Source organism: Streptomyces sp. NPDC126503 (assembly GCF_040302405.1).
Lineage (GTDB): Bacteria > Actinomycetota > Actinomycetes > Streptomycetales > Streptomycetaceae > Streptomyces > Streptomyces gulbargensis.
Map to the genome: position 1 here is coordinate 382,820 of NZ_JBEORS010000002.1, position 21,762 is coordinate 404,581.

The following is a 21,762-nucleotide window of genomic DNA, read 5'->3' on the forward strand; positions in this document are numbered from 1 at the left end:
CTGTTGTGTTCCTTATCGGACAGCGACGACATAGACGCTGCCCCACTCCCGCTTCGGGTTGGCCATTGTCCGATCGAACTCCCACGGCTCGACACTCGCGAAGCCGGCCTCCGTGAACAGCTGGCGGAGCTTGTCCAGGTCATAGGCCCATAGGTGGGGGGTGTACGTCGGGTCATCGTCCTGGTCGCGGAAGACGTAATTGATCAGGTCGAGGTAGGTGTCGATGTCCTCGCGGCACGTCCGCTTCGCGTACCAGCGCTCGATCATCTCCTGGGCCTCCCCCGCATCCGCCGGGTAGGGAGTGAGAACGAACGCCGCGTCCGGCACGCCGGTGATGAGCCGGCCGCCGGGGGCCAGGACGCGGTGCGCTTCGCTGGCGTACCGCTTGGCGGACACCGGGTAGTCGACGTGCTCCAGGAAGTGCTCGGAGAACAACGTCTCCACCGAGCCGTCGTGCAACGGCAGCCCTTCGCGGACGTCCCACAGGACGTCGGCCGGCGGGACGAGGTCGATGTTGAAGAAGCCGTCGATGCGGTGGGCGCCCCCGCCGACCTGGACATGTTTCGGGGTGGAGTCGATCCGGCCGCTGGGGTATGTCTTCTGGCTGGCGCGGTGGTAGCGGCTGAGATCGATCTCTTTGGCCGCGGCGCGGAGAGTCCGGGCAAGACCGTGGGTGGTGGCGGGGTCAGCGAGGAGAGCGGTGACCTGCTCGCCGAGGTGGTCGACAGAAGTGCCGTTCGGGCGGGACTGGTTCATCGCGCGTTGGGTCCTCTCGGGTCAAACGGAGGCGGAGGCCGGGGCGGTCCACTGGTTGTTGCGCATGAGCGTGTACTTGATGTCGACCAGGCGTGGGGCGATCGTCAGGTCCAGCTGCTCGACAGGATGCAGGTGGCCCGCCTCGTCCTGCTCGGCCCTCCAGACCCGGTACTCAAGGTCGGGGTAGGCGGGGTTGATGCCGATCTCGCCCTTGGGGATCGTGCCGTTGAAGGGCGCGATGATGTCCATGTGGTTCCAGTAGTTCCACGCCTGGAGCGCCTTGTGCTGGTCGTAGTAGAAGTAGAAGTCCGGGTACCGGCCGAAGGTGCGGAGCTCTCGGTGGATGAGGTGGCCGAGGAGCGGTCCGAGCTGGGTGGAGAGGCCGTCGAACTCCCAGCGGGTGCGGTGCCAGGCTTCGGGGACCTGGCCGGGGGTGAAGAGGCGGGCCGCGACGAGGTGGCTGATCCGCTCGGTCAGGTAGGCGCGGGCGTGGCGCACGTCGAGGCTCGGGTCGATGCGGGCCAGGAGCGTGGCCAGGCCGGTGGGCGAGGGCCGGAACCTCGCGAGATCGAACTTCCCGGCCATGTCCGGGAAGGACGCGAACAGCATGTCCTTGTAGAGCCAGTTGTTGAACTCGCCGTGCTCGGCCCGCTCGCGGGTGTCGTCCGTGGTGGAGTGCAGCATCAGGTACTCGGCCAGGGCCTCGAAGTACACGTAGCCGAGGATCGGTAAGCGGGGGATGGTCTCGTCCAGGAGCCGGAGGAAGTTCTCCGGCGAGACCGTGGCGCCCTGGTGGGCGACGGCAGCCGCCGGGGCGAGGAAGGCCGCGGAGTTCTTGATCCGGCTGACGATCGTCTCGCGCAGCTGGTGGCGTTCGGCCTTGGAGAGCAGGTACTCCAGGCGGCTGTAGATCTGCAGGTGGATCGAGCCGAGACGGAGGTAGTCCACGCCGGCCAGGCCCCGATACGCCTGCGGCGGGAGGGAGACCTCGAAGATCAGCGGCGTCGGCTCCCGCCTCGGCGCCTCGGCCTTCGCCACGAAGGCCGGGGCCTCCTTGGTCAGGATGTACTCGCCGAGGTTGTGCATGCGGAAGCCGCGCTCGGAGGCCGTGAGGGGCGCGCAGTAGACGCTGCCGACCAGGCAGCCTCCAGAGGGGTAAAGCGCGCCGTGCTCGCTGATCTGCTCCAGGGCGTGCGTGACGTGGAGCAGGTGGAGCTTGTTGCCCGTCCCCAGGGCCCGGAACATCGCGTTGTCCCGCAGGAGCCGGCCGTTGGGCGTGTCGGCCAGGCGCTGGTCCCAGGCCGCGGTCTGCGCGGCGAGAGGGTCCTGGCTGTCGGTGGGGCTGGGGATGAGGGTGGTGTCGAAGAAGGAGTGGGCGTCGGCCCACTGCTCGTAGGCGTCGAGGAAGTCCATCAGCCGATCAGCTCCATGCTTGCCAGGCTGCTGAGGACGGCTTCCGCGCTGTCGGCTCCGGCCAGCCACTCGGACTCGGATCGGACGACGAGTTCGAAGGCGGTGGTGCGCAGGTCGGCGAACGCCTCGGAGCGGACACGGGTGGGGTCGGGCCACCAGGTGAGTTTGGGCAGGCGGTAGCGGTCCAGGGCGTCGGCGGCCTTGAGGAGGTCGGTGATCGTCCTCGTACGGGCGTGGTCGGCGTGGTCGTCCGGCGAGAAGTTCTCGTACGGCAGGTCGTGTAGCCGGACCGCCGTGCCGGCTGCGGTGACGCGGCTGGGCGTCGGGGTGAGGCCGAAGCGGTCCCAGACGTCGCTGGCGTTGTCCGTGAGCCAGATGGCGGCGCGGGCGCCGTGGCCGATGTCGTCCTTGTCGTGGAGCCGGCGGCAGTCGTGCACGGCCGCGGCCAGGACGAGGGTGGCGGTGTCGTCTTCGCCGAGACCGGTGGCCTCGGCGAGGAGGGCGGCCATGGCGGCGGTCCGTACGGCGTGCCGGATGCCGTGGAGCGAGTCGTGGCACCTGGCCTCGGCCAGCCAGTCGGCAGGCAGGGCCGCGCGGGCCACGAGCTGCCGTGAGCTCGGTCGCAGGGTGGGAGGAGGCGGGCCGTCAGGGAGGTCCGGCCGGTTGGCGGCGATCCAGCGGACGGTGGCGGTATCGGTGTACTGGTGGTGCGGAAGCTGCTTGCGCGCGGCCAGCTCGACCAGACTGTCGGTCGGCAGGGTCGTGCTCATCGGGCCCACCCCCTCATGGTGGTCTGCGACAGCGGATGCCTAGCTGGCGGTGGCGGCGGTCGCCGCCTCCTTCTCTTTGCGCTCCTGCTCGGCGGCCTCGAAGGCGGCCGTGAAGTCGGCGAGCTCCTGCTCGGTCATCAGGTGGATACCGAGCTCGTCGGCGACGCCGCGGATGCGGGCGGTGGCCTCCTCCTGAGCGGTGGCGCCGGCACCCTCGTCGAGGAGGACCTCGAACTCGGCGTGGTGCCCCCACGCCTCGCTCCACTTCACGGCGATCTCGACCCCACGGAAGCGGAAGTTGTGCCGCTGGTTGAACGCCTGGTGCATGGTGCCCTCGAAGCCGAGGGCGTTGAAGATCCGCACGGCGGCCGGCACGTCGTCCCGGGCGATGGTGAACTCCGTCTCGGGGAAGGCGGCGCCCTGGCCGATCTTGCTGGCCTTGAGCGTGATCTTCGCCGAGCCGGCGGCCGTGTTGTCGGTGACCTTCAGCAGCTGGTCGGGCAGCACGTAGAAGTAGATGTTCTTGTCGTCGCAGCCGAGGTCCTCGGCCTCCGCCGCGAGGCGGACGAGGAGCTTCTCGTACGTCTCCTCGTCGAACCGGGCACGCATCTCGATCTCGATGGCCACAGGGGCTCCTTTCCGGAATGAGGCATGGGTGGTCCGCCCGAGCCGTCCCGCGCATGGGGGCTAGCTCGGTTGGACGTGATGTGTGGTTGGTCAGCGGCCGGCGGGGTGCGGCCCGTCGCCGGGTGCCGCACCGTCGCCGGGGTCGTACGTCAGTCGAAGTCGCCGAAGCGGTCGCGCAGGACGCCTTCGTGCAGGTAGTTCGGCAGGAGGACGCCGCCGACCGCCACCCTCTTGGTGGCGACGTCGCCCTCGGTGTCGCTGGGGAAGCCGGCGAGCAGGGTCATGCACTGCCTGGCCCACTCGCGGGACTTGTCCCAGTCGCCGGCATCACGGCTCTGGATGGCGAGGGTGAAGGCGGTCTCCGCCGCGGCCCAGCGGTCGGTGGCCAGCTCCTGCTGGAAGACGCTCTCCAGCTCGGCTGCGGAGGCGACGCGGGTCGGGTTGGTCATGGGTCTTCTCTCCTACGTTGGTGCTGGGTGGTGTTCAACGCGTCGGCTTCCGAGAGGTGACCTCAGTGCGGGTCAGTACGTGAAGATCTCCGCGAGGGTGCGGTAGTCGTGGAGCTCGTCCTTGTCGAACCAGAGCGCCACCTCCTGGTCGGCCTCCTCCTTGTTGCCGGAGGCGTGCACGAGGTTCGCCACGGCCTTCCCGGAGGCGGTGCTGGCACCACGGCTGTAGTGCGAGAAGTCGCCTCGGATGGTGCCGGCCGGGGCCTCGTTCGGGTACGTGCTGCCGACGATCTTCCGTACGGTCGCGACCGCGTCGAAGCCCTCCAGGACGAGCGCGATGACGGGGCCCTGCTGCATGAAGGTCGCGGTGAGGTTGTAGACCTCCGGGCCGAGCCGCTCCTCCAGGTCGAAGTAGTGGCGCCGGGTGAACTCGGCGTCCATCTGCTTCATCTTCACGCCGACGATCTTCAGCGCGGCGTCCTCGAACCGGCTGATGATCTTCCCGCCGAAACCGCGGACCAGAGCGTCGGGCTTGAGAAGGACGAGCGTGCGCTCCACGGTGTTTTCCAGATCCTGGGCCATCGATTCCCTTTCAGCTTTCAGGCAGGCCAGATGGCGGGCGCTCGGCGCCTCGCCCGCCCGAGGTTACCGGCGGCGTAACCCCGTTCCGCGCAAGGCAGTTGAGCGATTGAAGGCTTATCGGCCAAGTGGCCGAGACCATCGCCTGATGGGGTCGGCCGGCCAGTGGTGAGTTCGGCTGTCGCCCCTCGTGCCAGGTCACGTCGCACGGGCATGGGCGGTATCAGCGAAGAGGAGGGTGGGTTCGGCAAGCACGTTGCGCCTGGTCGCGTTCAGGTAGACCTGCTCGACGCTCCCGGCTTGGGCATCGCCGAAGTCGAACCCGATCAAAGCCGCCGCCTGCCGGACGGACGCCTCATCGGGGCCGGCGACCGCGACGAGCACGGGGAGGTCGGGCCACGCCTCGATCGAGAACGCCGCTTCCCCCAGCCGCCACTCCTCGCGGAAGTGCTCCTGATAGCGGGTCTCGCGCAGGCCCAGCTTGCGAAGGATCTCCACCGCGGACACGCGGTCGGACACCACGGTCTCGACGACCGCACTGCCCTGCAGCGCCGAGGAGGCACAGGACGAACCCAGCGCGAGGCTGACGCGGGCGCCCTGTCCACAGAGGCGCAGACAGAGACCGGGGTCCAGAACCTCCCCCTCGAAGATCCAGCACGTACGCAGCGCCCAGGGGACCCTCTGGACGGCCCCAACCCGGCCGAGCCTGGTGCGGATGTCGGCGGCGTCGACATCCAGGAACCGGACTTCGCACTCGCGCTTCATGGCCCCCTTCTCCCCTCGTGAGGCCAGCGACCGTCCCTTCGGGCGATCGCTGACTTGCGATCCGTGCTGAGACAGATGATGGGGAAGGAGAAGGGGACATCGTCACCGCGTCTGCGGACGCCAGGCAGGACGTCCTGGGACGTTTCATCGCTGTGCGGCGCGCTCCAGCAGATCCAGCACCCGAGAGGTCTCGGACAGGTCCCTCAGGACCACGGAGGCTCCCGCCGCTCGCAACTCTTCTTCGCTGTGGATACCGGACGCGACCGCGATGATTTGCGAGCCGGTCGTGAGCGCGGCTTCGACGTCCCGAGGCGTGTCACCGACGAGCACCACCGGGACGTCCGCTCCAACGCCTCGGAGCCGACGGGCCCGCTCACGAGCCACTTCCACGAGGTCCGGTCGCAGATCCGCGTCGGCGCCGTACGCGCCCACGGACAGGTCGAGGAGCGTGTCCAGCCCGAAGGCGGAAAGCTTCACGACGGCGTTGGCCGCGATGTTCCCCGTCAGAACGGACGAGATCCAGCGATGCCGGTCAGCCGCTGCCGCGAGAGCCTCACGCACCCCAGGCAGGGCGCTTCCGCGACGGCGCAGATCCTCCGCACGCCCTTCCCCCGCCTTGGCGAGAGCCGCTTCCACGACGGTCCAGTCCGGCACGGGGACACCGTGCCGGACAATCAGCTCCCGCATGATCAGGCGATCCGTACGGCCCTCCGTCCGCGCCGGCCCATCCGGATCCCGCCCCGCGAGGAAGGAGAACGCGCTCGCGTAGATCTCCTTGCTCACCCCGGCGTTCTCGATGAGCGTGTGGTCGATGTCCCACAGAACAATGAGCTGCATGGCGCCAGCGTAGGGAGACGGCCGAGAGTGACCCGGTGAAGACGTCCCAATACGTCCTTGCCCCGCCTCCCCGTCCCACGCTTGCATGACCAGCGTGAACGAGCGACTGCATTCCGTACTCGCCCAGCGAGGCGTCTCGATCGAGTCGCTCGCCGAGATCTGCGAAGTGGACCCCAAGACCGTAGGCCGCTGGCTCGGCGGGCGCGTTCCCCACCGGCGCCACCGATTCGCCGCGGCCCAGCACCTGCGCGTCGAGGAGTCCTTCCTCTGGCCCCCGCAGCAGTCCCGCGCGACGCGGACAGCGCCGACTTCCGACGGTGAACTCGTCGGCACCTACGCGAACCGGGCGAGCGTGCCCCGGGAGATGTGGATCTCGCTGCTTCGAGGAGCGCAGAAGGAGATCAGCGTGCTCGTCTTCTCGGGCACCTTCTTCGCCCAGTCCAACCCCGACGTGGCCCGGATGCTCGCCGAGCGTGCGCAGGCCGGCGTCCGCGTACGGCTGTGCTTCGGCGACCCCACCGGCGGGGCGGTCGCCGTCCGGGGCCGGGAGGAAGGCATCGGCGACACGCTCGCGGCGAAGATCCGCGCCTCCCTGACCTACTACCGTCCCCTCCTGGGGAAGTCGGGGTGCGAGGTACGACTGCACGACACCACCCTGTACACCTCGCTCTTCCTCTACGACGAGAACCTGCTGGTCAACCCCCACGTGTGGGGACGCCCCGCCAGCGCCAACCCGGTGCTCCACCTCAAGCAGGGCACCGAAGGCGGCTGGTTCGACAACTACGCTCAGAGCTTCGACGCCGTCTGGGCCGGCGCACGGCCGTGGACACCCGATCAGGAGGGGACCGCCGCACGTGGGCAGGACTGAGTACTACAACGACCCCGACGCCCCCAAGGCCAACACCCTCATCCCCGCCAGCAACCTCCTGGTCGTCGACGACAGCGGCGCCATCCTGCTCCAGCGCCGCCGTGACACGGGCCAGTGGGCGCTACCCGGAGGCGCCCAGGACATCGGCGAGACCGCCGCCGAGTGCGCGGTACGCGAGTGCCTGGAGGAGACGGGGATCGTCGCCGAGATCACCGGCTTCCTCGGCGTCTACACCAACCCGAACCACATCGTGGCGTACACCGACGGCGAGATCCGCCAGCAGTACGAGAACACCTACATCGGCCGACCCGTCGGCGGCGAGCCCACGATCAACGACGAGGCCGACGGCGTCCGCTTCGTCCAGCCGGCCGACCTCGACCAGTACGACATCCACGCCAGCATGCGCCAGCAGATCGGCGACTACCTCGCCGGCACCTACCCCTACCTCGGCTGAGCCGCCAGCTCGGCTTCCACCCGCCCCACGGCGGCGAAGATGTCCGGCGCCGCCCGACGGATGAACCGCCCGACCACGCTGTCGTCCCCGTAGCGGCCAAGGATCTCCGCGACCCGTTCCTCAGTGGTGGTCCGGCCGCCGTCGGGTGTGGTCGTCATGTCGCAGTAGACGAGCGCGTCCACCAGCAGGGGTTCCTCCAGCAAGGGGAACTCGCCTGCGAGCTCCTCCCGCAGCCCCCGCTCCTCGGCCTCCAGGAGCGCGAACGAGTGGTTCGCGACCAGTCGCGTCAGCCGCTCGTCGGCCCCGTGCTCATCGCGGAGGAACCGGGCACCGTCCAGCGGATGGAACCCGGTCGTGGCCAGGCGCGGTACGTACCCGACGTCGTGCAGCGTGGCAGCGGCGACGAGTAGGCCGGCCTCCTGGCCGAGAACCTGACTTATTTCGACCGCGCGTCTGGCCACTCCCTGCGTATGCGCCCACCTGCGTGGAAGCGTGCTGCTGAGCGCGGCTTCCGCGACCTGCGTCGCCCACTCTTCGATCTGATCACCCATGCCAGCTCTCTGCCCCGGGCTTGGCTCGCACAAGCCTGACCAGATATGCGATTGGACTTGGCTTCGACTGGCACTGGCCATCCCCGTGTCACCACAGGTCAGTAGATCAATTTTCTACTTCCCGCTGCCCGTTCCGCTTCTAGACTTGTGCCGATTCGACACAGCAGGGACGCATCACGGCCGGTGCCACGAGGACGGAGTAGCTGGTGGGGGACATGGACGAGCGGCTGCAGAAACTGGCGAAGTCCTCTCCGAACTTCGGCATCCTCTACCCACTGAAGCCTCTGCTGTCCCTCTACGGCGCGCAGGCCGAGGCCACGGTCTTCACGAACCCGAACTCCTCGCTCGTCCAGGCGGGCCAGTTCGGCGAAGTCCTTGCAGAGGAGCTCATTACTCGGATCGGCATGCGGGTGGACGGCGATCGGCAGATCGACCGGTTGACCGCCCTGACACGGGCCGGCGTCCTGATTCCTGAGACGCGGCGGGATTTCGATCAGTTGCGGGTGGACCGCAACAAGGCTGCCCATGCCCACCTGTTCGATACGGCACGGGCGCTGGACGCCGTCCGGGTCTGCTACAAGCTCGGCCTGTGGTTCCACGACGCGATCTCCGGGCGTCGCACGGTCGTGGAGTTCGTGCCTCCTACAGATCCGCAGGCGGTTGAGCGCCTCTCGGATCCGGAGGAGGCCGCGGAACTGAATGAGGCCCTGGACGGGCACCGCCAGGCCCTGACCGACGCGCGCACGCGTCTCACGGAGTCCACGAGCGAGCTGGAGGCCGAGCGGAAGGCCCGGGCCGAGGCGGAGCGCCTCATCGCCAGTGCCAGCGCGAACAACGCGGAGCTCCTCGCGCGAATCGAGCAGCTGGCAGCACAGGTCGCAGAGATGCGCGTTGCTCAGACTTCCGCGTACGAAGAGGCCCGCCAGGCCCCGCGGAAGGTCGATCCGGCGGCTCGCGACGCGATTATCCATCGTGCGCAGCGGAAGGCTCCGCTGAACGAGATTGAAGCGCGTAAGGAGATCGACAAGCTGCTGCGCGCTGCCGGCTGGGTGGTGCAGGACCGCAGCGAGGTTAACCCCATGGCTGGTAGTGGCGTGGCCGTGCGAGAGTTCACGCTCGCCACGGGACGGGCCGACTACGTCTTGTACGTGGACGGACAGATCGCCGGCGTCATCGAGGCCAAGCGTGAGGGCACGCACCTGGCCAGTGCGGTCGCGCAGAACGACCGCTACGCAGGCGGAGTACTCAAGGAGCACCGGCTCGCCGTGTGGCGCGAGGAGGAGCCGTTCGCGTTCCGGTACGCGACCACAGGCACGGAGACGTACTTCATCAACCGGTTGGATCCCGAGGCGCGATCTCGTGAGGTGTTCGCGTTCCACAAGCCGGAGACCATCGCCGACTGGATGCGCCGCGCCGAGGAGCACCCGGCGGCCCCGACCTTCCGCGCCGCACTGCGTAGTGTTCCGGAGCTGCACCGTAACGCCCTGCGGCCGGCGCAGTTCGAGGCGATCAAGGAGCTGGAGAAGTCGCTTGCCCTGGACAAGCCGCGGGCCTTGATTCAGATGGCGACCGGCGCGGGCAAGACCTACACCGCCGTCTCCCAGACGTATCGGCTGCTCAAGCACGCTCGAGCTCGGCGCGTGCTGTTCCTGGTGGACCGAAACAACCTCGGTAAGCAGGCGCTGGACGAGTTCCGGAAGTTCACGACCCCGGACGACGGCCGCAAGTTCTCCGACATCTACAACGTCGAGCGCCTGGGTGCAGCGGGACTGCAGGACAGCAGCTCGGTAGTGATCTGCACGATCCAGAAGATGTACCGCCTGCTGACCGGCGAGCGGCTCATCGACGACGACCCGGTAGACGAGGCGAACGACGATACGGCGTACGAGGAGTCCTACGCCGCCGAGCGGCCCATTGAGGTGGGCTACAACCCGGCCGTGCCGATCGAGTCCTTCGACTTGATCATCGTGGACGAGTGCCACCGCTCGATCTACGGCCTCTGGCGCGCGGTGTTGGAGTACTTCGACGCTCACCTCGTGGGGCTGACCGCCACCCCGACCCTGCAGACCCTCGGCTTCTTCGGCCGGAACCTGGTCTCGGAGTACACCTATGCCCAGGCAGTAGCCGACAGTGTCAACGTCGACTTCGATGTCATCCGCATCCACACAGATTTGCGGGAGAACGGCGGCGCGACCATAGAAGAGGGCACGACGGTCAAGATCCGTGACCGGAAGACCCGCTACCAGCGCTACGAGCAGCTGGCCGACGACTTCACCTACACCACCCGCCAGATCGGACGCTCGGTGGTGGCCGTCGACGAGATCCGAGCCGTCCTCGCTGCCTATCGGGACAACTGGCAGCGGTGGTTCCCCGGCCGCAAGGAAGTCCCCAAGACGCTGATCTTCGCGGTCGGCGAGGACCACGCTGAGGACGTCTTGGCCCAGGCCAAGGAGGTCTTCGGACGGGGCGATGAATTTGCCAAGAAGATCACGTACAAGAGCCGCAAGGCCGGCGAGGACCCGGACGAGCTGATTCGTGCCCTGCGGACGTCCCCGCGCCTCCGGATTGCCGTGACCGTCGACATGATCGCGACCGGCACCGACGTCAAGGCGCTGGAGTGCGTGATCTTCCTGCGGGAGGTGCGCAGCGCGGTCCTCTTCGAGCAGATGAAGGGACGTGGCGCTCGCACCATCGACCCGACTGAGCTCCGCGAGGTGACCCCTGGCGGGGATGAGCGGGTGCGTAAGGAGCGCTTCGTTCTTGTGGACGCCGTGGGCGTCACCGACTCACCGCTCGTAGACGCCCGCCCGCTCGTCCCGGCTGGGGAACGCCAGGTCTCCTTGGCCAAGCTTCTCGACAAGGCTGGTACCAAGTCGATCAGTGCCTCCGAGGCGGAGATCCTCGCTGGCCGTCTGGCGCGTCTTAATCAGCAGCTCAACGACGGCGAGCGCGACCAGATCGCGAAGGCTGCAGGTGGCCGCTCCCTCTCGGAGATCGCGAGCGCCATCGTCAAGGCCGTCGACCCCGACAGGCAGGACCAGGCCAAAGCCGAGGGTGGCGAGAAAGCGGCCCACGCATTGGTCGTATCGGCAGTGGCTCCGCTCACGGGCAGCCCGGACCTGCGAAAGCTGATCATCGAGATCCGTCGGGACAAGGATTACGTAATGGACGAGACCACCGCGGTCTCGGTCACCGATGTCCACGCGATTCCCCGAGAGGAACGGGCGCGAGAGCAGGTCGACCGCTGGAGCCGCCTGCTCAGGGAAGAACGAGACAAGATTGCGGCGATCTCGATCGCTCTCTCCAGCCCCCGCTCGGTAGGGCCCACCGAGGCGTACGACGCGCTCAAGGAGTTGGCGGACAAGATCCGCCGCCCCAACTTCGCCTGGACCCCTCAGGTCCTGTGGAACTACTACGAGGACCTCGGCCGCGCCACCGAGCAGCCTGGCAGCGAGGCCGGCGTACCTGATCTCATCTCGCTCATCCGGTACGAGCTCGGCATCGATTCGGAGCTGAAGCCGTACCGTGAGACGGTAGAGGAACGCTTCGAAGGCTGGCTGCTCCGGCAGAAGCAGGCTGGCGTGGAGTTCACGGAGGACCAGATGTGGTGGTTGGAGGCCATCCGCGACGTTGTCGCTAGTGACGTCGGCATCGCTCCGGCAGACTTCCGAGCCGAACCATTTAATAAGCGTGGCGGCGGTAAGGGCCTGGCCTTGGCCTTTCCGGGGCGCGACCCTCACGACCTCCTGAATGAGCTGAATCGAGAACTGGCTTGAGAAACACCGAACTGCCGCCGGGGTGGGACCTGGCTCCGTTGGCGGATCTCGTTTCAATCGATGGCGTCCTCAGTGATGGTGACTGGGTCGAAAGTAAGGACCAGGATCCCGACGGCGAGGTTCGCCTTGTGCAGCTGGCGGATGTTGGGGACGGCTTCTTTCGTGATCGGAGCAACCGATCGCTAACCCTTGCAAAGGCCGACGAGCTCCGTTGTACCTTTATTCGGGAAGGTGACGTTCTCGTAGCCCGAATGCCGGACCCGTTGGGTCGCGCGTGTATTTATCCGGGAGGAAATCGACCTGCAGTTACTGTGGTCGATGTCTGCGTCATCAGGCCGGGCCGTCACGGTGTCGACAATCGATGGCTCATGTGGGCTATTAACTCTCCGCAAGTGCGAGGTCAGATTAGCAGCCTTCAGACTGGCACAACGAGGAAGCGAATCTCTAGGAAGAACCTCGAGACGGTTCAGGTCGCGGTGCCGCCGCTTGCAGAACAGCGCCGTGTGGTCGAGGTTCTCGAAGACCACCTCTCCCGTCTTGACGCTGCCGTTCGAGACCTAGAGGCTGCCCACCGCAAGGTCTCCTCTTTCCGTAAGGCAGTCCTGCTGTCGCTCGTGCCGGGGGATTGTCCTGAGTCGTGGGAGGTCACGACGGTTGGCGAGGCAGGCGCTATCGACCTCGGTCGACAGCGACACCCGGACTGGCACCATGGCCCGGAGATGCATCCCTATTTGCGCGTAGCTAACGTATTCGAGGACCGAATCGACACGGCCGACGTCATGGAGATGGACTTCTCTGGGGTGTTCGATCGGTACAAGCTTGAGCCCGGAGACATCCTACTCAACGAGGGTCAGAGTCCCCACCTGGTTGGCCGTCCCGCGCTTTACCGAGGTGAGCCTGCTGGCGTGGCATTCACAAATAGCCTCCTGCGCTTCCGGGCGCGTCCTGATGTCTTGCCCGAATGGGCGTTGATGGTGTTTCGTCGGCACCTGCACGCTCGCCGGTTTATGCGGGAGGTTCGAATTACGACGAACATTGCGCATCTCTCTTCTAAGCGCCTGAAATCCGTGGAGTTCCCGATTCCGCCGTTGGAAGAGCAGAAGCGCCTTGTTCAGCGTTGCGAAGAACTGCTGACAGACGCAGATGCCTTGGAACGCGGGCTGAGCCAGGGCCTCCAGCGCGCTAAGAGTCTTCGCAAGGCCCTGCTTGCCCGTGCCTTCGATGGCGCCCTCGTCCCACAGAATCCTGAGGACGAGCCCGCCAGCGCGCTACTCGAGCAGATTAGGGTCGGGCGAGCATCGTCGAGCAGGGGCGTGGCGACCGGCCGAGGTCGCCGGCCACGAAAGGCGGCGGGCACGACCGCGTCCAAACCGGCTCCGGCTCCCTCGGCCGTCTCGTCCTCCGTCTCCCGTACCGCCGTTCAGCAGGAGTTTGAGCTCTGATGAGCACCACCGAGACCACTTCGACCACCCCCGCCAAGGCGGTCGTCCAGACTAACTCGCTCGTCGCTAAGCTGTGGAACTACTGCAACGTTTTGCGCGATAACGGCTTGTCGACCATCGAGTACGTTGAGCAACTTTCGTACTTGCTCTTCCTCAAGATGGCTGACGAGCTCGCCGCCGATCCATTCGCTGAGGAAGCGGCAGCTCCGATCGTGCCCGCGAACTTGGATTGGCAGTCGCTTGTCTCCAAGCGCGGTGAGGAGTTGGAAGCCCACTACCGCAGGGTGCTCACTGAGCTTGGAAAGCATCCTGGCACCACGTTGGGTACCGTTTTCGCAAAGGCCCAGAACCGGATCACGGAGCCCGCCCTCCTCGAAAAGCTCGTCGTCGAACTAATCGGGAAGACCGACTGGGTCCTCGAAGGCACGGACCTGAAGGGCGACGCTTATGAGGGGCTGCTTGCCAAGGGCGCTGAAGACACTAAGACCGGCGCAGGCCAGTACTTCACTCCCCGACCGTTGATCGACGCCATGGTCCAGGTGATGCGGCCCGGCCCCACGGATACGATCACTGACCCAGCCTGCGGTACCGCAGGCTTCCTGATCGCGGCCCACAGCCACATCCGCGAGCATCACCTCAAGGGCCTCTCGCGTGACCAGCGCCTCGCGCTTGGACAGGGGACAATCTGGGGGAACGAGCTCGTCCCCGGTACCGCCCGCCTCGCCGCGATGAACATGTTGCTGCACGGCATTGGTGAGGCTGGTGGAGAATCTCTCATCACCACGGGTGACGCCCTTGCCGACGCACCTTCTCGGCGTGCCTCGCTCGTCCTTGCCAATCCGCCGTTTGGTAAGAAGTCGGCGATCACTGTCAGGGGTACGGATGGCAAGACGGACCGGGAGGACATCAGTTACGACCGGTCTGACTTCCGTGCGACGACGACAAACAAGCAACTGAACTTCCTGCAGCACATCATGTCACTGATGGAGATGGACGGCCGTGCTGCGGTTGTCCTGCCCGACAATGTGTTGTTCGAGGGCGGGGCCGGTGAAAAGATCCGGCGGCGCCTCCTCCAGGAGTTCAACGTCCACACGATTCTGCGTCTGCCTACAGGCATCTTCTACGCTGGTGGCGTCAAGGCGAATGTCCTGTTTTTCGAGAAGAAGCCCCCGCGGGCCGACGACGTACCCAACACGTCCGAGGTCTGGGTGTACGACTTCCGGACCGGGATGCACTTCACGCTCAAGCAGCGTCCCCTCCGCCTGGCTGACCTGGCCGACTTCATCGAGGCGTACAAGGCGGACGACCGCTCGGCGCGCAAGGAGACCGAGGACGGCCGCTTCAAGCGGTTCACGTACGAGGAGCTCATCGCCCGTGACAAAGTCAACCTCGACGTCACCTGGCTGAAGGACCCGGCGCTCGACGACGCCGACAGCCTGCTCCCTCCCGAGGTCATCGCCCAGGAGATCGTGGAGGACCTCCAGGCCGCCCTCGCCGAGTTTGAGGCCATCGCTGAGGCCCTGGGCGGCGAGGTCAAGCCGGACATCGCAGCCGAGGAAGTCATCGCGGAGGCGTAGGGCAGGGCGGACCTTCGCCGGTGCCGGTCTCGCCCAAGATACGAGGCCGGCATCAGCTTGGTGGGGGAGTGCCTCGTAGGGTCCCTGTTTCTTCTCAGCGGGCTCCCCATCCGCGGTGTGCTTCGGGGCCGTGCGGGCTCCAGCCGTTCAGGTACGGCGCCAGTTCCTCGGGCTTCGGTTCACGAGCGGTGGGCATGGCGGGTAGACGGGTCAGTGGGTCGAGGCTCTGAACGTAACGGCGTGCCCAGGCTAGCCACCCTCGCGCCGAGGCCACCGCCGCCTCGTCTTCTCCGGCCGTCTCTTCCAGCCGGCGCTCCAGGGCGTTGCAGTACGCGCTCAGGTTTGCCGCTTCCTGCCACTGGCTGGCTTGCGCGCGGAGTACCTCGGCATGTTGCTCCTGGGCGGCTAACTCCTTCGCCTTCTCCATGGTCGCCCGCCAGCGAACCTCGCGCTCCGCCTTCGCCCGTTCCTCGTCCGCCTTCCGCTGGGCGTCTTCTACGGCGCGGGTCTCGATCTCCCGGAGCACTGCTCCCAGGATGTCCTCCAGCACCCAGCGCTTGCGCCCAGGGGGACTGACGGCTGGATCGGCTGTAGCCGAGTTCGATCACGAGGCTCTTCGAGCGCTTCGGATCGGTGGACTGGGGAGACTCCTGCTGGATCGTGACGGTGTAGGTGAAGCGGTTCACGACCAGGTCCAGTTCGCCCTCGCGGAGGGAAGGAAGGCCCGGTCGGACATCGTCCCGACCGGGCCTTCTCTGTTGCCCGGGGGCGGGCGGGGGAGGCGACGGCGTCGCGGGGTGGTTGGTTCCGGGCTTGCCGGGATTTCCCTGGCGAGTTGGCGCCAGGGAGCGGGCCGGATTTCGTGGCGGGAGTCGCGGGGATCGCGCCGAACCTGGGGGAGGAAGTCCGCACTCCGGAAAGATGGTCCGCAAGAGTGCAAAGAAGGGCAAACCGGTGCTCCTTTCGCTCCTGTGGACATCGAGGCGGAGGAGTGGACTCCATTTCTGTCGCCCAGAGTGGAGCGTTCCGGGGGGTGTGATCGCTGTGGGTCACCTCCTTAGCAGAGGAGTCGGGCCCGCGTCGCGGAACGCGGATTCTTGGCGCGCGGCCGATGGTGCGGGCGGCGGTATTTCTGAGCGCCGTTGTTGCCGCCGATCGGCCTCCGCTACGTTCATCGCGGCAATCAGCCACAGCGAAGGGGACATTATGTTCAAGCGAAAGAACCTGGTCTCTGCTTTTGCCTCCGTGGCCATGGCGGGGGCCGGCGTTCTCGCCATGACGGCACCGGCACAGGCCTCTGTTCCGGGCACGGAGCAGTTCCAGAACGTCGCCACGGGCTTCTGTCTGGACAGCAACGCCGATCGCGCCGTCTACACGCACTCCTGCAATACCGGTGCCTACCAGAAGTGGACGGTTTCGTCCGTCAGCGGTGGTTACACCGTGCGGAACCAGGCCACCGGATTCTGCCTGGACAGCAACGCCGCGCGGGCCGTCTACACGCATTCCTGCAACGGCGGCAGCTACCAGAAGTGGGTCATCAGCTACAGCGGCACGGGTTACGTGCTGAAGAACGTCGCCACCGGCTTCGTGCTCGACAGCAACGCCAACCGGCAGGTGTACACGCACTCCTACAACGGGGGCAACTACCAGAAGTGGAGCTGACCGCGCGCGGTCGGCGAGCGCGCTGAGCGAGCGCGCGTGCGATGAGACCGAGGCCCGCCCTGTCGCAGAGGGCGGGCCTCGGCCCGTTCATGACGGCGCCCGGCGGGTCTTCGGCGGTCAATCCCCTGGTCAGGCCCTGGTACGGGATCCGGACGGCCGTCCCTGCCGTGGTGCCGTGCCGGACATCCTCCTTCACCTCTCCGGGGGAGGGCAACAGGTCCGGACCAGGAACCCGTCGGCGCCCGTGCCCCGACGGCCGGGGCCGGCCCCCGCGGGCACGGCCGTCACCTGGGGTTTCGTGGGTCCGTCAGCTTGTTGCCGGGGGTTCTGCATCAAGCTGACACCGGAATTCGTGGAGTCCCCCCTGCCCCGCTGGCATTGTCTTCCTCAGCGGAAACGCAAGGGATCACGGAAACGGAACCCAGGGGGAAACATGCGGAACCGATTCACCTCGGCAGCGGTTTGTCTGGCGCTCGGCCTGACCGGCTGGACCATGGCGACCGGCAGCGCGGCGGCCACGGAGCGGAACGGCGACCGGAATGCGGTCGTCACCGCCGCGCCGTACAGCACCGGCACGCACGGCGGTGAGCACATGGAGTGGCCGGGACAGGCCTCGGTGCTCGTACCGCCCGCCGTCACGGAACTGATCTGCGGAATCCAGCAGAGCATCCCGTATCCGGTCCAGATCCCGCACTGCAAGCCGGTCAACGGCTGGCAGTAGTTCCCGGCTTTGCCTCAGACTGCTGATTCGAAGGGCGAGAGCAGAGTGGTCATGACAAGTCGGCTCCCTGGTTCCATGGAATTCGCGGGGCGTTCGGAATCCGTTCTCGAAGTGGCCGGTCTCCGTGTGAGATACGCTGGCGTCGAAGCGGTGGCGGGAATTTCCTTCTCGGTCGCTCCCGGTGAGATCTTCGGTCTCCTCGGCCGCAACGGAGCCGGCAAGACCAGCACCATCTCGGCCATCGCGGGCCTTCGCCGGCCCGACCAGGGACGGATCACCGTCCTCGGTGAGGACGCGCTCGTACGGACCGACGTCCTGCGCGCCTCCCTCGCCCTCCAGCCGCAGCAGGCCAGCCTCTTCCCGAGGCTCACGGTGCGGGAGACCCTGGAGACCTGGGCCGCCCTGTACCCGGCACCCCGGGACGTGGACGCGCTGCTCGACGAGATCGGCCTGGCCGAGAAGGCCCGGGCGCGTGCCGCCCGGCTCTCCGGGGGGCAGCAGCAGCGGCTGCTGCTCGCCACGGCGCTCGTCGGCGACACCCCGGTGGTCGTCCTCGACGAACCCACCACGGGACTCGACCCGCACGCCCGGCACGCCGTCTGGGACCTCATCCGCAGGGCACAGGCCGGAGGCACCACCTTCCTGCTCACCACCCACGCCATGGCCGAGGCGGAGGAGATGTGCGACCGCCTCGCCGTCCTGCACGAAGGACGGATGGTGGCGGCCGGCTCCCCGACGGAGCTGATCGCACGGCACGCGCCCGGCGGCGTCGTGTCCGTACGCACCGGTGACGCCGGCCTCGCCGACCGGGTCCGCGCCCGCTTCGGCGACGTCATGACCGCCGTCGAGTCGACCGGCCGCTCCGGCCGCACGCGGTTCGAGGTGACGGCGGACGACCCGCACGCCACGGCCGCGTGGATCACCGGCCTCGACGCCGGGGCCGACGTACGGCCGCGCCCCGCGACCCTGGAGGACGTGTTCCTCCGCCTCACCGGCACCCCGCTCGGATCCGGAACGGAACAGGAGGAGAAGCGATGACCACCCCTCTCGGTCTCGGCGCACCACCCGTGTCGACGACCCGCCAGTGGCGGGCGCTCTCCCGGGCCATGACCCGCCAGCTCCTCCGCGACCCGGCGGCACTCTTCTTCAGCGTGGTCTTCCCGCTGCTGATGGCGGTCTTCTTCGTCGTCCTCATGCAACTGACCTGGGTACGGGGCCCCTTCGAGCTCGCCGTGGTCGGTACCGGCCCGCAGGCGGCCGCCCTCCAGGAGGCCCTGGGCGACGGCAGTACGGCCGTCGCCGTCCCGCGACCGGGACCGCAGCCGGGCAAGGCGGCGCTGATCGTCCCCGACGAGGCCTCCCACACCCTGCGGATGGCCGTCGACCCCGAACAGCCCTCCGTGGTCGCGGCGGTACGCGCCGCCCTGGACGGCACCGCGTGGCAGGGCTGGGAGGTGACGGCCCTCGGCACCGACGGAACCACCCTCTTCGACCCGATGGCCTTCGTCATCCCCGGAGTCCTGGCCTTCGCGCTGCTCTCGCTCGCCCTCACCGGCACGGCCTCCGCGCTCGTGGCGATGCGGGCCAGCGGAACCCTGCGGCTGCTGTCCACCACACCGGCCCGGCGGCCCGCCGTCCTGCTCTCGCTGCTCCCCGGCCGGGGACTGCTGGCACTCGCCGTGCTCGCCCTGATGGGTGCCGGCGCCGTCGCCGGCGGACTCCTGGAACCGGCCTCGACGCTGCGGCTGCTCCTGACCACGGCCATCGGCCTGGTGATGCTGCTGGCCCTCGGCTACCTGCTCGGCGGACTGCTCTCCTCGCCCGAGGTGACCAACGCGATCTCCGGGCTGCTCACCCCGGTCCTGCTGATGAGCACCGGACTTCTCTTCCCCCTCGAACTTCTCCCCGACGCGGTGGCGGGCCCGCTCTCCTGGACCCCGCTGGCGATGTTCGGAGACGCCCTGCGCCACGACGTGGTCGGCGGGATCACCCGCCACGCCCTGTGGCTGGACTGGACAGTGATGGCGGCGACGGCCGCGGGGCTCACGGCCCTCGCGGCACGGACGTTCCGCTGGGACACGGAGCGTGGATGATGACGGCGGACACGACGACCCCGTACACGGCGGCGGTGACGGGCACGGCGGAGGCGCTGTACGCGCCGGACGCGACGGTGACGGTGACGGGCACGGCGACCGCGGCGCACACGGGCGCCGGACGGGACCGGCGGCACCCCCCGATACCGGAGTCCCTGCTGCGGATCGGCCAACTCGCCTCCCCGTACGGCCTGGTGAACCGGGTGACCCGGCTCCCCGTCGCCGAGGGCGAGCCCGACTTCCCGATCTTCACGGCCTCGCTCGGCAACCCCGGCGAGGTGCTCAGGGAACAGACGGGCTGGGAGCACAACCCCAGCTCGGGGAACTTCGACGGAGCCGGTGGCGACCTCGATCCGGAGCGGGCCGCGCACCTCGCGGTCGCCGAATCGCTGGAACGCTACTCCTCCTGCGCCCGGGATCCCGAGCAGATCATCTGGGCGACCGCCGCCGAGCTCGGCGAGGACGCCGTCACCAGCGACCGGTGGCCCCGCTGCTCGCCGGCCGAACTGGCCGACCCCCGCAGCGGCCTGGTCGCCACCGACCCCGGCGGCCCGATGCGCTGGGTCCGCGGCTGGTCCTTCACCCGCAACCGTCCGGTGTACGTGCCGGCCGTGCAGGTCTGGCTGAAGAACCCGGTCGAGTCCATGGCGGAACGTTTCGTCCATCCGGTCTCCACCGGCTGCGCCGCCCACTCCGACCCGGCCGCCGCCGTCGTCAACGGCATCCTGGAGATCGTCGAGCGCGACGCCATCGCCCTGACCTGGCTGCAGCGACTGCGCCTGCCCCGGCTGGAGTTCGATCCGGCCGAACTGGCACCGGAGTTCCGGGCCTTCGTGGAGCGGGGCAGCAGCCCCCACCTGCGGACCCAGCTGTACGACGCGACGACCGACCTCGGCATCCCGGTCATCTACGGGGTGCAGCTGGCCGACGACGACCGGGTCATCGCCCAGCTCGTGGCCGCGACGGCGGAACTGGACCCCGGCAAGGGCATCGCCAAGCTCTACCGCGAGGCCTCCTCGCTGCGGATCGCCCTGCGCCACATGGCGAAGGCCGCCGAGAAGGACGCCGCCACCGCCTCCGGCACACCGATGGCGGAGGAGGACATCGTGAGCGTCGTGGACGGCGCCCTGCTGTCCGGCCCGCTGTCCCAGCGCCACCGCTTCGACTTCCTCCTGGAGGGCGACCGGCCGGTGCACGGGCTGCGCGACCTCCCCCGGGCCCCGTCCGAGGAGCCGCTGCCGGCCCTGGCCTGGCTGCTGGCACGGCTGCACGCCCGGGGCTGCGAGGTCATCGGCGTCGACCTCACCACCGACGAGGCCGCGCAGGTCGGCGCCACGGTCGTCCGGATGCTCGTCCCGGAACTCATGCCGCTGTCCTTCGTCCACCGCGCCCGCTACCTGGCGCACCCCCGGCTGTACGCGGCTCCCGCCGCCATGGGGCACCCGGTGCGCGGCGAGGCCGACATCAACCCGCACCCGCAGCCCTTCGCCTGACCGGCCGGACCGCGGACGCCCACCGGGCGCCCGCGGCCCCGCCCCCACTCCCCCCCACCCCTGCCGCGAACCACCGACGAGGAGAGTCCGAAGATGACCGATCCGCGCCTGCTGATCCTCACCGCGGGAGCGTTCGGCGCGGCCGTCGCCGAAGGGCTCGGCGCCCGCCACCCCGGGAGCACCGTGCTCGACGTGAGCCAGGGCACCCACCCGAGCCTCTGGCCGGACAGCGACCTGATCGTCCTGGCCGCCGGACAGGACCGCGAGGTGCTGGCCGACATGGTGGACGCCGCCGCCCACACCTGGAAGCGGCCCTGGTTCCCCGTCCAGGCCGGCCCCCTCGATCTGCGGTGCGGACCGGTGGTCGTGCCCGGCCGCACCGCGTGCCACCGCTGCTACACCCGCCGCCGCGCCCAGCACACCCCGCCGACGACCGACCGCACCACCGGCGCGGACACCGGCGCGCAACAGGTCTCCGGGTACGCCCCGCACCACGTCGCCATCGCCGTGGGCCTCGCCGGCCAGGCGGTGCGCGAGGCCCTGGCCGGGCCCGGTGAGCCGGGCGCGGCGGAGGGGATCGGCGCCACGGTCCGTGTCTTCGGACTCGTGGAGGGCACGACCTCCAGCGCCGCCGTCGTCGCCGTGGACCGGTGCGACCGCTGCCGGCCGGCCCGCACCGCCGAGAGCCGCCTGGAGACGTTCGCGGGGCTCGCGGCCGACCTCGCGGCCCTGTCGTCCCGGTGAGCCCGCCGCCCCGCCCGAACCCCTGACCCCGCCCGCCCGGGGGCCGCACCGCCCCCGTACGCCCGGCCGGTACCCGTACCCCGTACGCGTACCAGGCCCGCGTACCCGGCCCCGCTCTCGCACCCGTACCGCTCGACCGGCCCGTACGCCGCGCCCCGCGCGCCTCCCGCGCGCCCCGCCCGTAC

At 68.5% G+C, this 21,762-nt stretch carries 21 protein-coding genes; 11 read left to right on the forward strand and 10 right to left on the reverse strand.

The features are described from left to right. Positions 1 to 12: 12 nt before the first annotated feature. The 8 genes from ABTY40_RS04570 to ABTY40_RS04605 all read right to left on the reverse strand — a co-directional run bounded on the left by ABTY40_RS04570 (position 13) and on the right by ABTY40_RS04605 (position 6,196). Entirely contained in the window at positions 13 to 756 is a 744-nt protein-coding gene (locus ABTY40_RS04570; protein WP_352058117.1) for a class I SAM-dependent methyltransferase, read from the reverse strand. A 21-nt stretch (positions 757 to 777) separates the two neighbouring features. Further along, positions 778 to 2,169, reverse strand: coding sequence for a hypothetical protein (locus ABTY40_RS04575; RefSeq protein WP_352058118.1), 1,392 nt, complete (start codon positions 2,167 to 2,169; stop codon positions 778 to 780). Then, positions 2,169 to 2,939, reverse strand: a complete 771-nt coding sequence (locus ABTY40_RS04580) for a hypothetical protein (RefSeq protein WP_352058119.1) — start codon at positions 2,937 to 2,939, stop codon at positions 2,169 to 2,171. Before ABTY40_RS04580 ends, ABTY40_RS04575 begins: the two co-directional genes overlap by 1 nt. A gap of 39 nt (positions 2,940 to 2,978) precedes the next feature. After that, entirely contained in the window at positions 2,979 to 3,566 is a 588-nt protein-coding gene (locus tag ABTY40_RS04585) for a CYTH domain-containing protein (RefSeq protein ID WP_352058120.1), read from the reverse strand. Positions 3,567 to 3,715: 149 nt separating this feature from the next. Further along, a complete protein-coding gene (locus ABTY40_RS04590; RefSeq protein WP_352058121.1) occupies positions 3,716 to 4,015 on the reverse strand; it encodes a hypothetical protein in 300 nt (99 codons plus the stop codon). Positions 4,016 to 4,087: 72 nt separating this feature from the next. Further along, positions 4,088 to 4,597 carry a nucleoside-diphosphate kinase gene (locus tag ABTY40_RS04595; protein WP_352058122.1) on the reverse strand — a complete coding sequence of 170 codons (510 nt, stop codon included), beginning with the start codon at positions 4,595 to 4,597 and terminating at the stop codon, positions 4,088 to 4,090. A gap of 195 nt (positions 4,598 to 4,792) precedes the next feature. After that, complete coding sequence (locus tag ABTY40_RS04600; RefSeq protein ID WP_352058123.1) at positions 4,793 to 5,359, reverse strand: adenylyl cyclase; 567 nt, start codon at positions 5,357 to 5,359, stop codon at positions 4,793 to 4,795. A gap of 144 nt (positions 5,360 to 5,503) precedes the next feature. Beyond that, complete coding sequence (locus ABTY40_RS04605) at positions 5,504 to 6,196, reverse strand: HAD family hydrolase (RefSeq protein WP_352058124.1); 693 nt, start codon at positions 6,194 to 6,196, stop codon at positions 5,504 to 5,506. Between the two features lie 94 nt (positions 6,197 to 6,290). Between ABTY40_RS04605 and ABTY40_RS04610 the strand changes: the two genes are divergently transcribed. Then, complete coding sequence (locus ABTY40_RS04610) at positions 6,291 to 7,064, forward strand: DUF5919 domain-containing protein (protein WP_352058125.1); 774 nt, start codon at positions 6,291 to 6,293, stop codon at positions 7,062 to 7,064. Continuing rightward, entirely contained in the window at positions 7,051 to 7,518 is a 468-nt protein-coding gene (locus ABTY40_RS04615) for an NUDIX hydrolase (RefSeq protein ID WP_352058126.1), read from the forward strand. Before ABTY40_RS04610 ends, ABTY40_RS04615 begins: the two co-directional genes overlap by 14 nt. Here ABTY40_RS04615 and ABTY40_RS04620 read toward each other — a convergent pair. After that, positions 7,506 to 8,069: an HD domain-containing protein gene (locus ABTY40_RS04620; RefSeq protein WP_352058127.1), complete on the reverse strand. Its 564-nt coding sequence runs from the start codon at positions 8,067 to 8,069 to the stop codon at positions 7,506 to 7,508. The genes ABTY40_RS04615 and ABTY40_RS04620 overlap by 13 nt on opposite strands. Positions 8,070 to 8,284: 215 nt before the next feature. Here ABTY40_RS04620 and ABTY40_RS04625 point away from each other — a divergent pair, with 215 nt between their 5' ends. From ABTY40_RS04625 to ABTY40_RS04635, 3 genes are all read left to right on the forward strand, one after another. Then, a complete protein-coding gene (locus tag ABTY40_RS04625) occupies positions 8,285 to 11,845 on the forward strand; it encodes a type I restriction endonuclease subunit R (protein WP_352058128.1) in 3,561 nt (1,186 codons plus the stop codon). A gap of 128 nt (positions 11,846 to 11,973) precedes the next feature. After that, positions 11,974 to 13,287 carry a restriction endonuclease subunit S gene (locus tag ABTY40_RS04630; RefSeq protein ID WP_352058238.1) on the forward strand — a complete coding sequence of 438 codons (1,314 nt, stop codon included), beginning with the start codon at positions 11,974 to 11,976 and terminating at the stop codon, positions 13,285 to 13,287. Continuing rightward, complete coding sequence (locus ABTY40_RS04635) at positions 13,287 to 14,864, forward strand: class I SAM-dependent DNA methyltransferase (protein ID WP_352058129.1); 1,578 nt, start codon at positions 13,287 to 13,289, stop codon at positions 14,862 to 14,864. The genes ABTY40_RS04630 and ABTY40_RS04635 overlap by 1 nt, the downstream gene beginning before the upstream one ends. A 94-nt stretch (positions 14,865 to 14,958) precedes the next feature. Here ABTY40_RS04635 and ABTY40_RS04640 read toward each other — a convergent pair whose 3' ends face one another. After that, positions 14,959 to 15,414, reverse strand: coding sequence for a hypothetical protein (locus tag ABTY40_RS04640; RefSeq protein ID WP_352058130.1), 456 nt, complete (start codon positions 15,412 to 15,414; stop codon positions 14,959 to 14,961). Positions 15,415 to 16,070: 656 nt separating this feature from the next. Here ABTY40_RS04640 and ABTY40_RS04645 point away from each other — a divergent pair. From ABTY40_RS04645 to ABTY40_RS04670, 6 genes are all read left to right on the forward strand, one after another. Continuing rightward, the gene (locus ABTY40_RS04645) at positions 16,071 to 16,526 is read left to right on the forward strand and encodes an RICIN domain-containing protein (protein ID WP_352058131.1); all 456 of its coding nucleotides are present in this window, start codon (positions 16,071 to 16,073) and stop codon (positions 16,524 to 16,526) included. Positions 16,527 to 16,959: 433 nt separating this feature from the next. Further along, positions 16,960 to 17,247 (forward strand): hypothetical protein, encoded by a 288-nt coding sequence (locus ABTY40_RS04650; protein WP_352058132.1) that lies wholly within the window; start codon positions 16,960 to 16,962, stop codon positions 17,245 to 17,247. Between the two features lie 150 nt (positions 17,248 to 17,397). Further along, positions 17,398 to 18,285 carry an ABC transporter ATP-binding protein gene (locus tag ABTY40_RS04655; RefSeq protein ID WP_352058133.1) on the forward strand — a complete coding sequence of 296 codons (888 nt, stop codon included), beginning with the start codon at positions 17,398 to 17,400 and terminating at the stop codon, positions 18,283 to 18,285. After that, positions 18,282 to 19,340, forward strand: coding sequence for an ABC transporter permease (locus ABTY40_RS04660; RefSeq protein WP_352058134.1), 1,059 nt, complete (start codon positions 18,282 to 18,284; stop codon positions 19,338 to 19,340). The genes ABTY40_RS04655 and ABTY40_RS04660 overlap by 4 nt, the downstream gene beginning before the upstream one ends. After that, complete coding sequence (locus ABTY40_RS04665) at positions 19,337 to 20,833, forward strand: YcaO-like family protein (protein ID WP_352058135.1); 1,497 nt, start codon at positions 19,337 to 19,339, stop codon at positions 20,831 to 20,833. Before ABTY40_RS04660 ends, ABTY40_RS04665 begins: the two co-directional genes overlap by 4 nt. Before the next feature lie 93 nt (positions 20,834 to 20,926). Continuing rightward, on the forward strand, positions 20,927 to 21,577 hold the full coding sequence (locus tag ABTY40_RS04670; RefSeq protein ID WP_352058136.1) for a TOMM precursor leader peptide-binding protein: 651 nt from the start codon (positions 20,927 to 20,929) through the stop codon (positions 21,575 to 21,577). Positions 21,578 to 21,762: the final 185 nt, after the last annotated feature.

Excerpts from the sequence above, each read along its gene's own strand:
- ABTY40_RS04580 (WP_352058119.1), bottom strand. The coding sequence starts at position 2,939 with ATGAGCACGACCCTGCCGACCGACAGTCTGGTCGAGCTGGCCGCGCGC.
- ABTY40_RS04670 (WP_352058136.1), top strand. The coding sequence starts at position 20,927 with ATGACCGATCCGCGCCTGCTGATCCTCACCGCGGGAGCGTTCGGCGCG.
- ABTY40_RS04660 (WP_352058134.1), top strand. The coding sequence starts at position 18,282 with ATGACCACCCCTCTCGGTCTCGGCGCACCACCCGTGTCGACGACCCGC.
- ABTY40_RS04620 (WP_352058127.1), bottom strand. The coding sequence starts at position 8,069 with ATGGGTGATCAGATCGAAGAGTGGGCGACGCAGGTCGCGGAAGCCGCG.
- ABTY40_RS04625 (WP_352058128.1), top strand. The coding sequence starts at position 8,285 with ATGGACGAGCGGCTGCAGAAACTGGCGAAGTCCTCTCCGAACTTCGGC.
- ABTY40_RS04590 (WP_352058121.1), bottom strand. The coding sequence starts at position 4,015 with ATGACCAACCCGACCCGCGTCGCCTCCGCAGCCGAGCTGGAGAGCGTC.
- ABTY40_RS04600 (WP_352058123.1), bottom strand. The coding sequence starts at position 5,359 with ATGAAGCGCGAGTGCGAAGTCCGGTTCCTGGATGTCGACGCCGCCGAC.
- ABTY40_RS04575 (WP_352058118.1), bottom strand. The coding sequence starts at position 2,169 with ATGGACTTCCTCGACGCCTACGAGCAGTGGGCCGACGCCCACTCCTTC.
- ABTY40_RS04595 (WP_352058122.1), bottom strand. The coding sequence starts at position 4,597 with ATGGCCCAGGATCTGGAAAACACCGTGGAGCGCACGCTCGTCCTTCTC.
- ABTY40_RS04635 (WP_352058129.1), top strand. The coding sequence starts at position 13,287 with ATGAGCACCACCGAGACCACTTCGACCACCCCCGCCAAGGCGGTCGTC.
- ABTY40_RS04650 (WP_352058132.1), top strand. The coding sequence starts at position 16,960 with ATGCGGAACCGATTCACCTCGGCAGCGGTTTGTCTGGCGCTCGGCCTG.
- ABTY40_RS04665 (WP_352058135.1), top strand. The coding sequence starts at position 19,337 with ATGATGACGGCGGACACGACGACCCCGTACACGGCGGCGGTGACGGGC.
- ABTY40_RS04645 (WP_352058131.1), top strand. The coding sequence starts at position 16,071 with ATGTTCAAGCGAAAGAACCTGGTCTCTGCTTTTGCCTCCGTGGCCATG.
- ABTY40_RS04605 (WP_352058124.1), bottom strand. The coding sequence starts at position 6,196 with ATGCAGCTCATTGTTCTGTGGGACATCGACCACACGCTCATCGAGAAC.
- ABTY40_RS04570 (WP_352058117.1), bottom strand. The coding sequence starts at position 756 with ATGAACCAGTCCCGCCCGAACGGCACTTCTGTCGACCACCTCGGCGAG.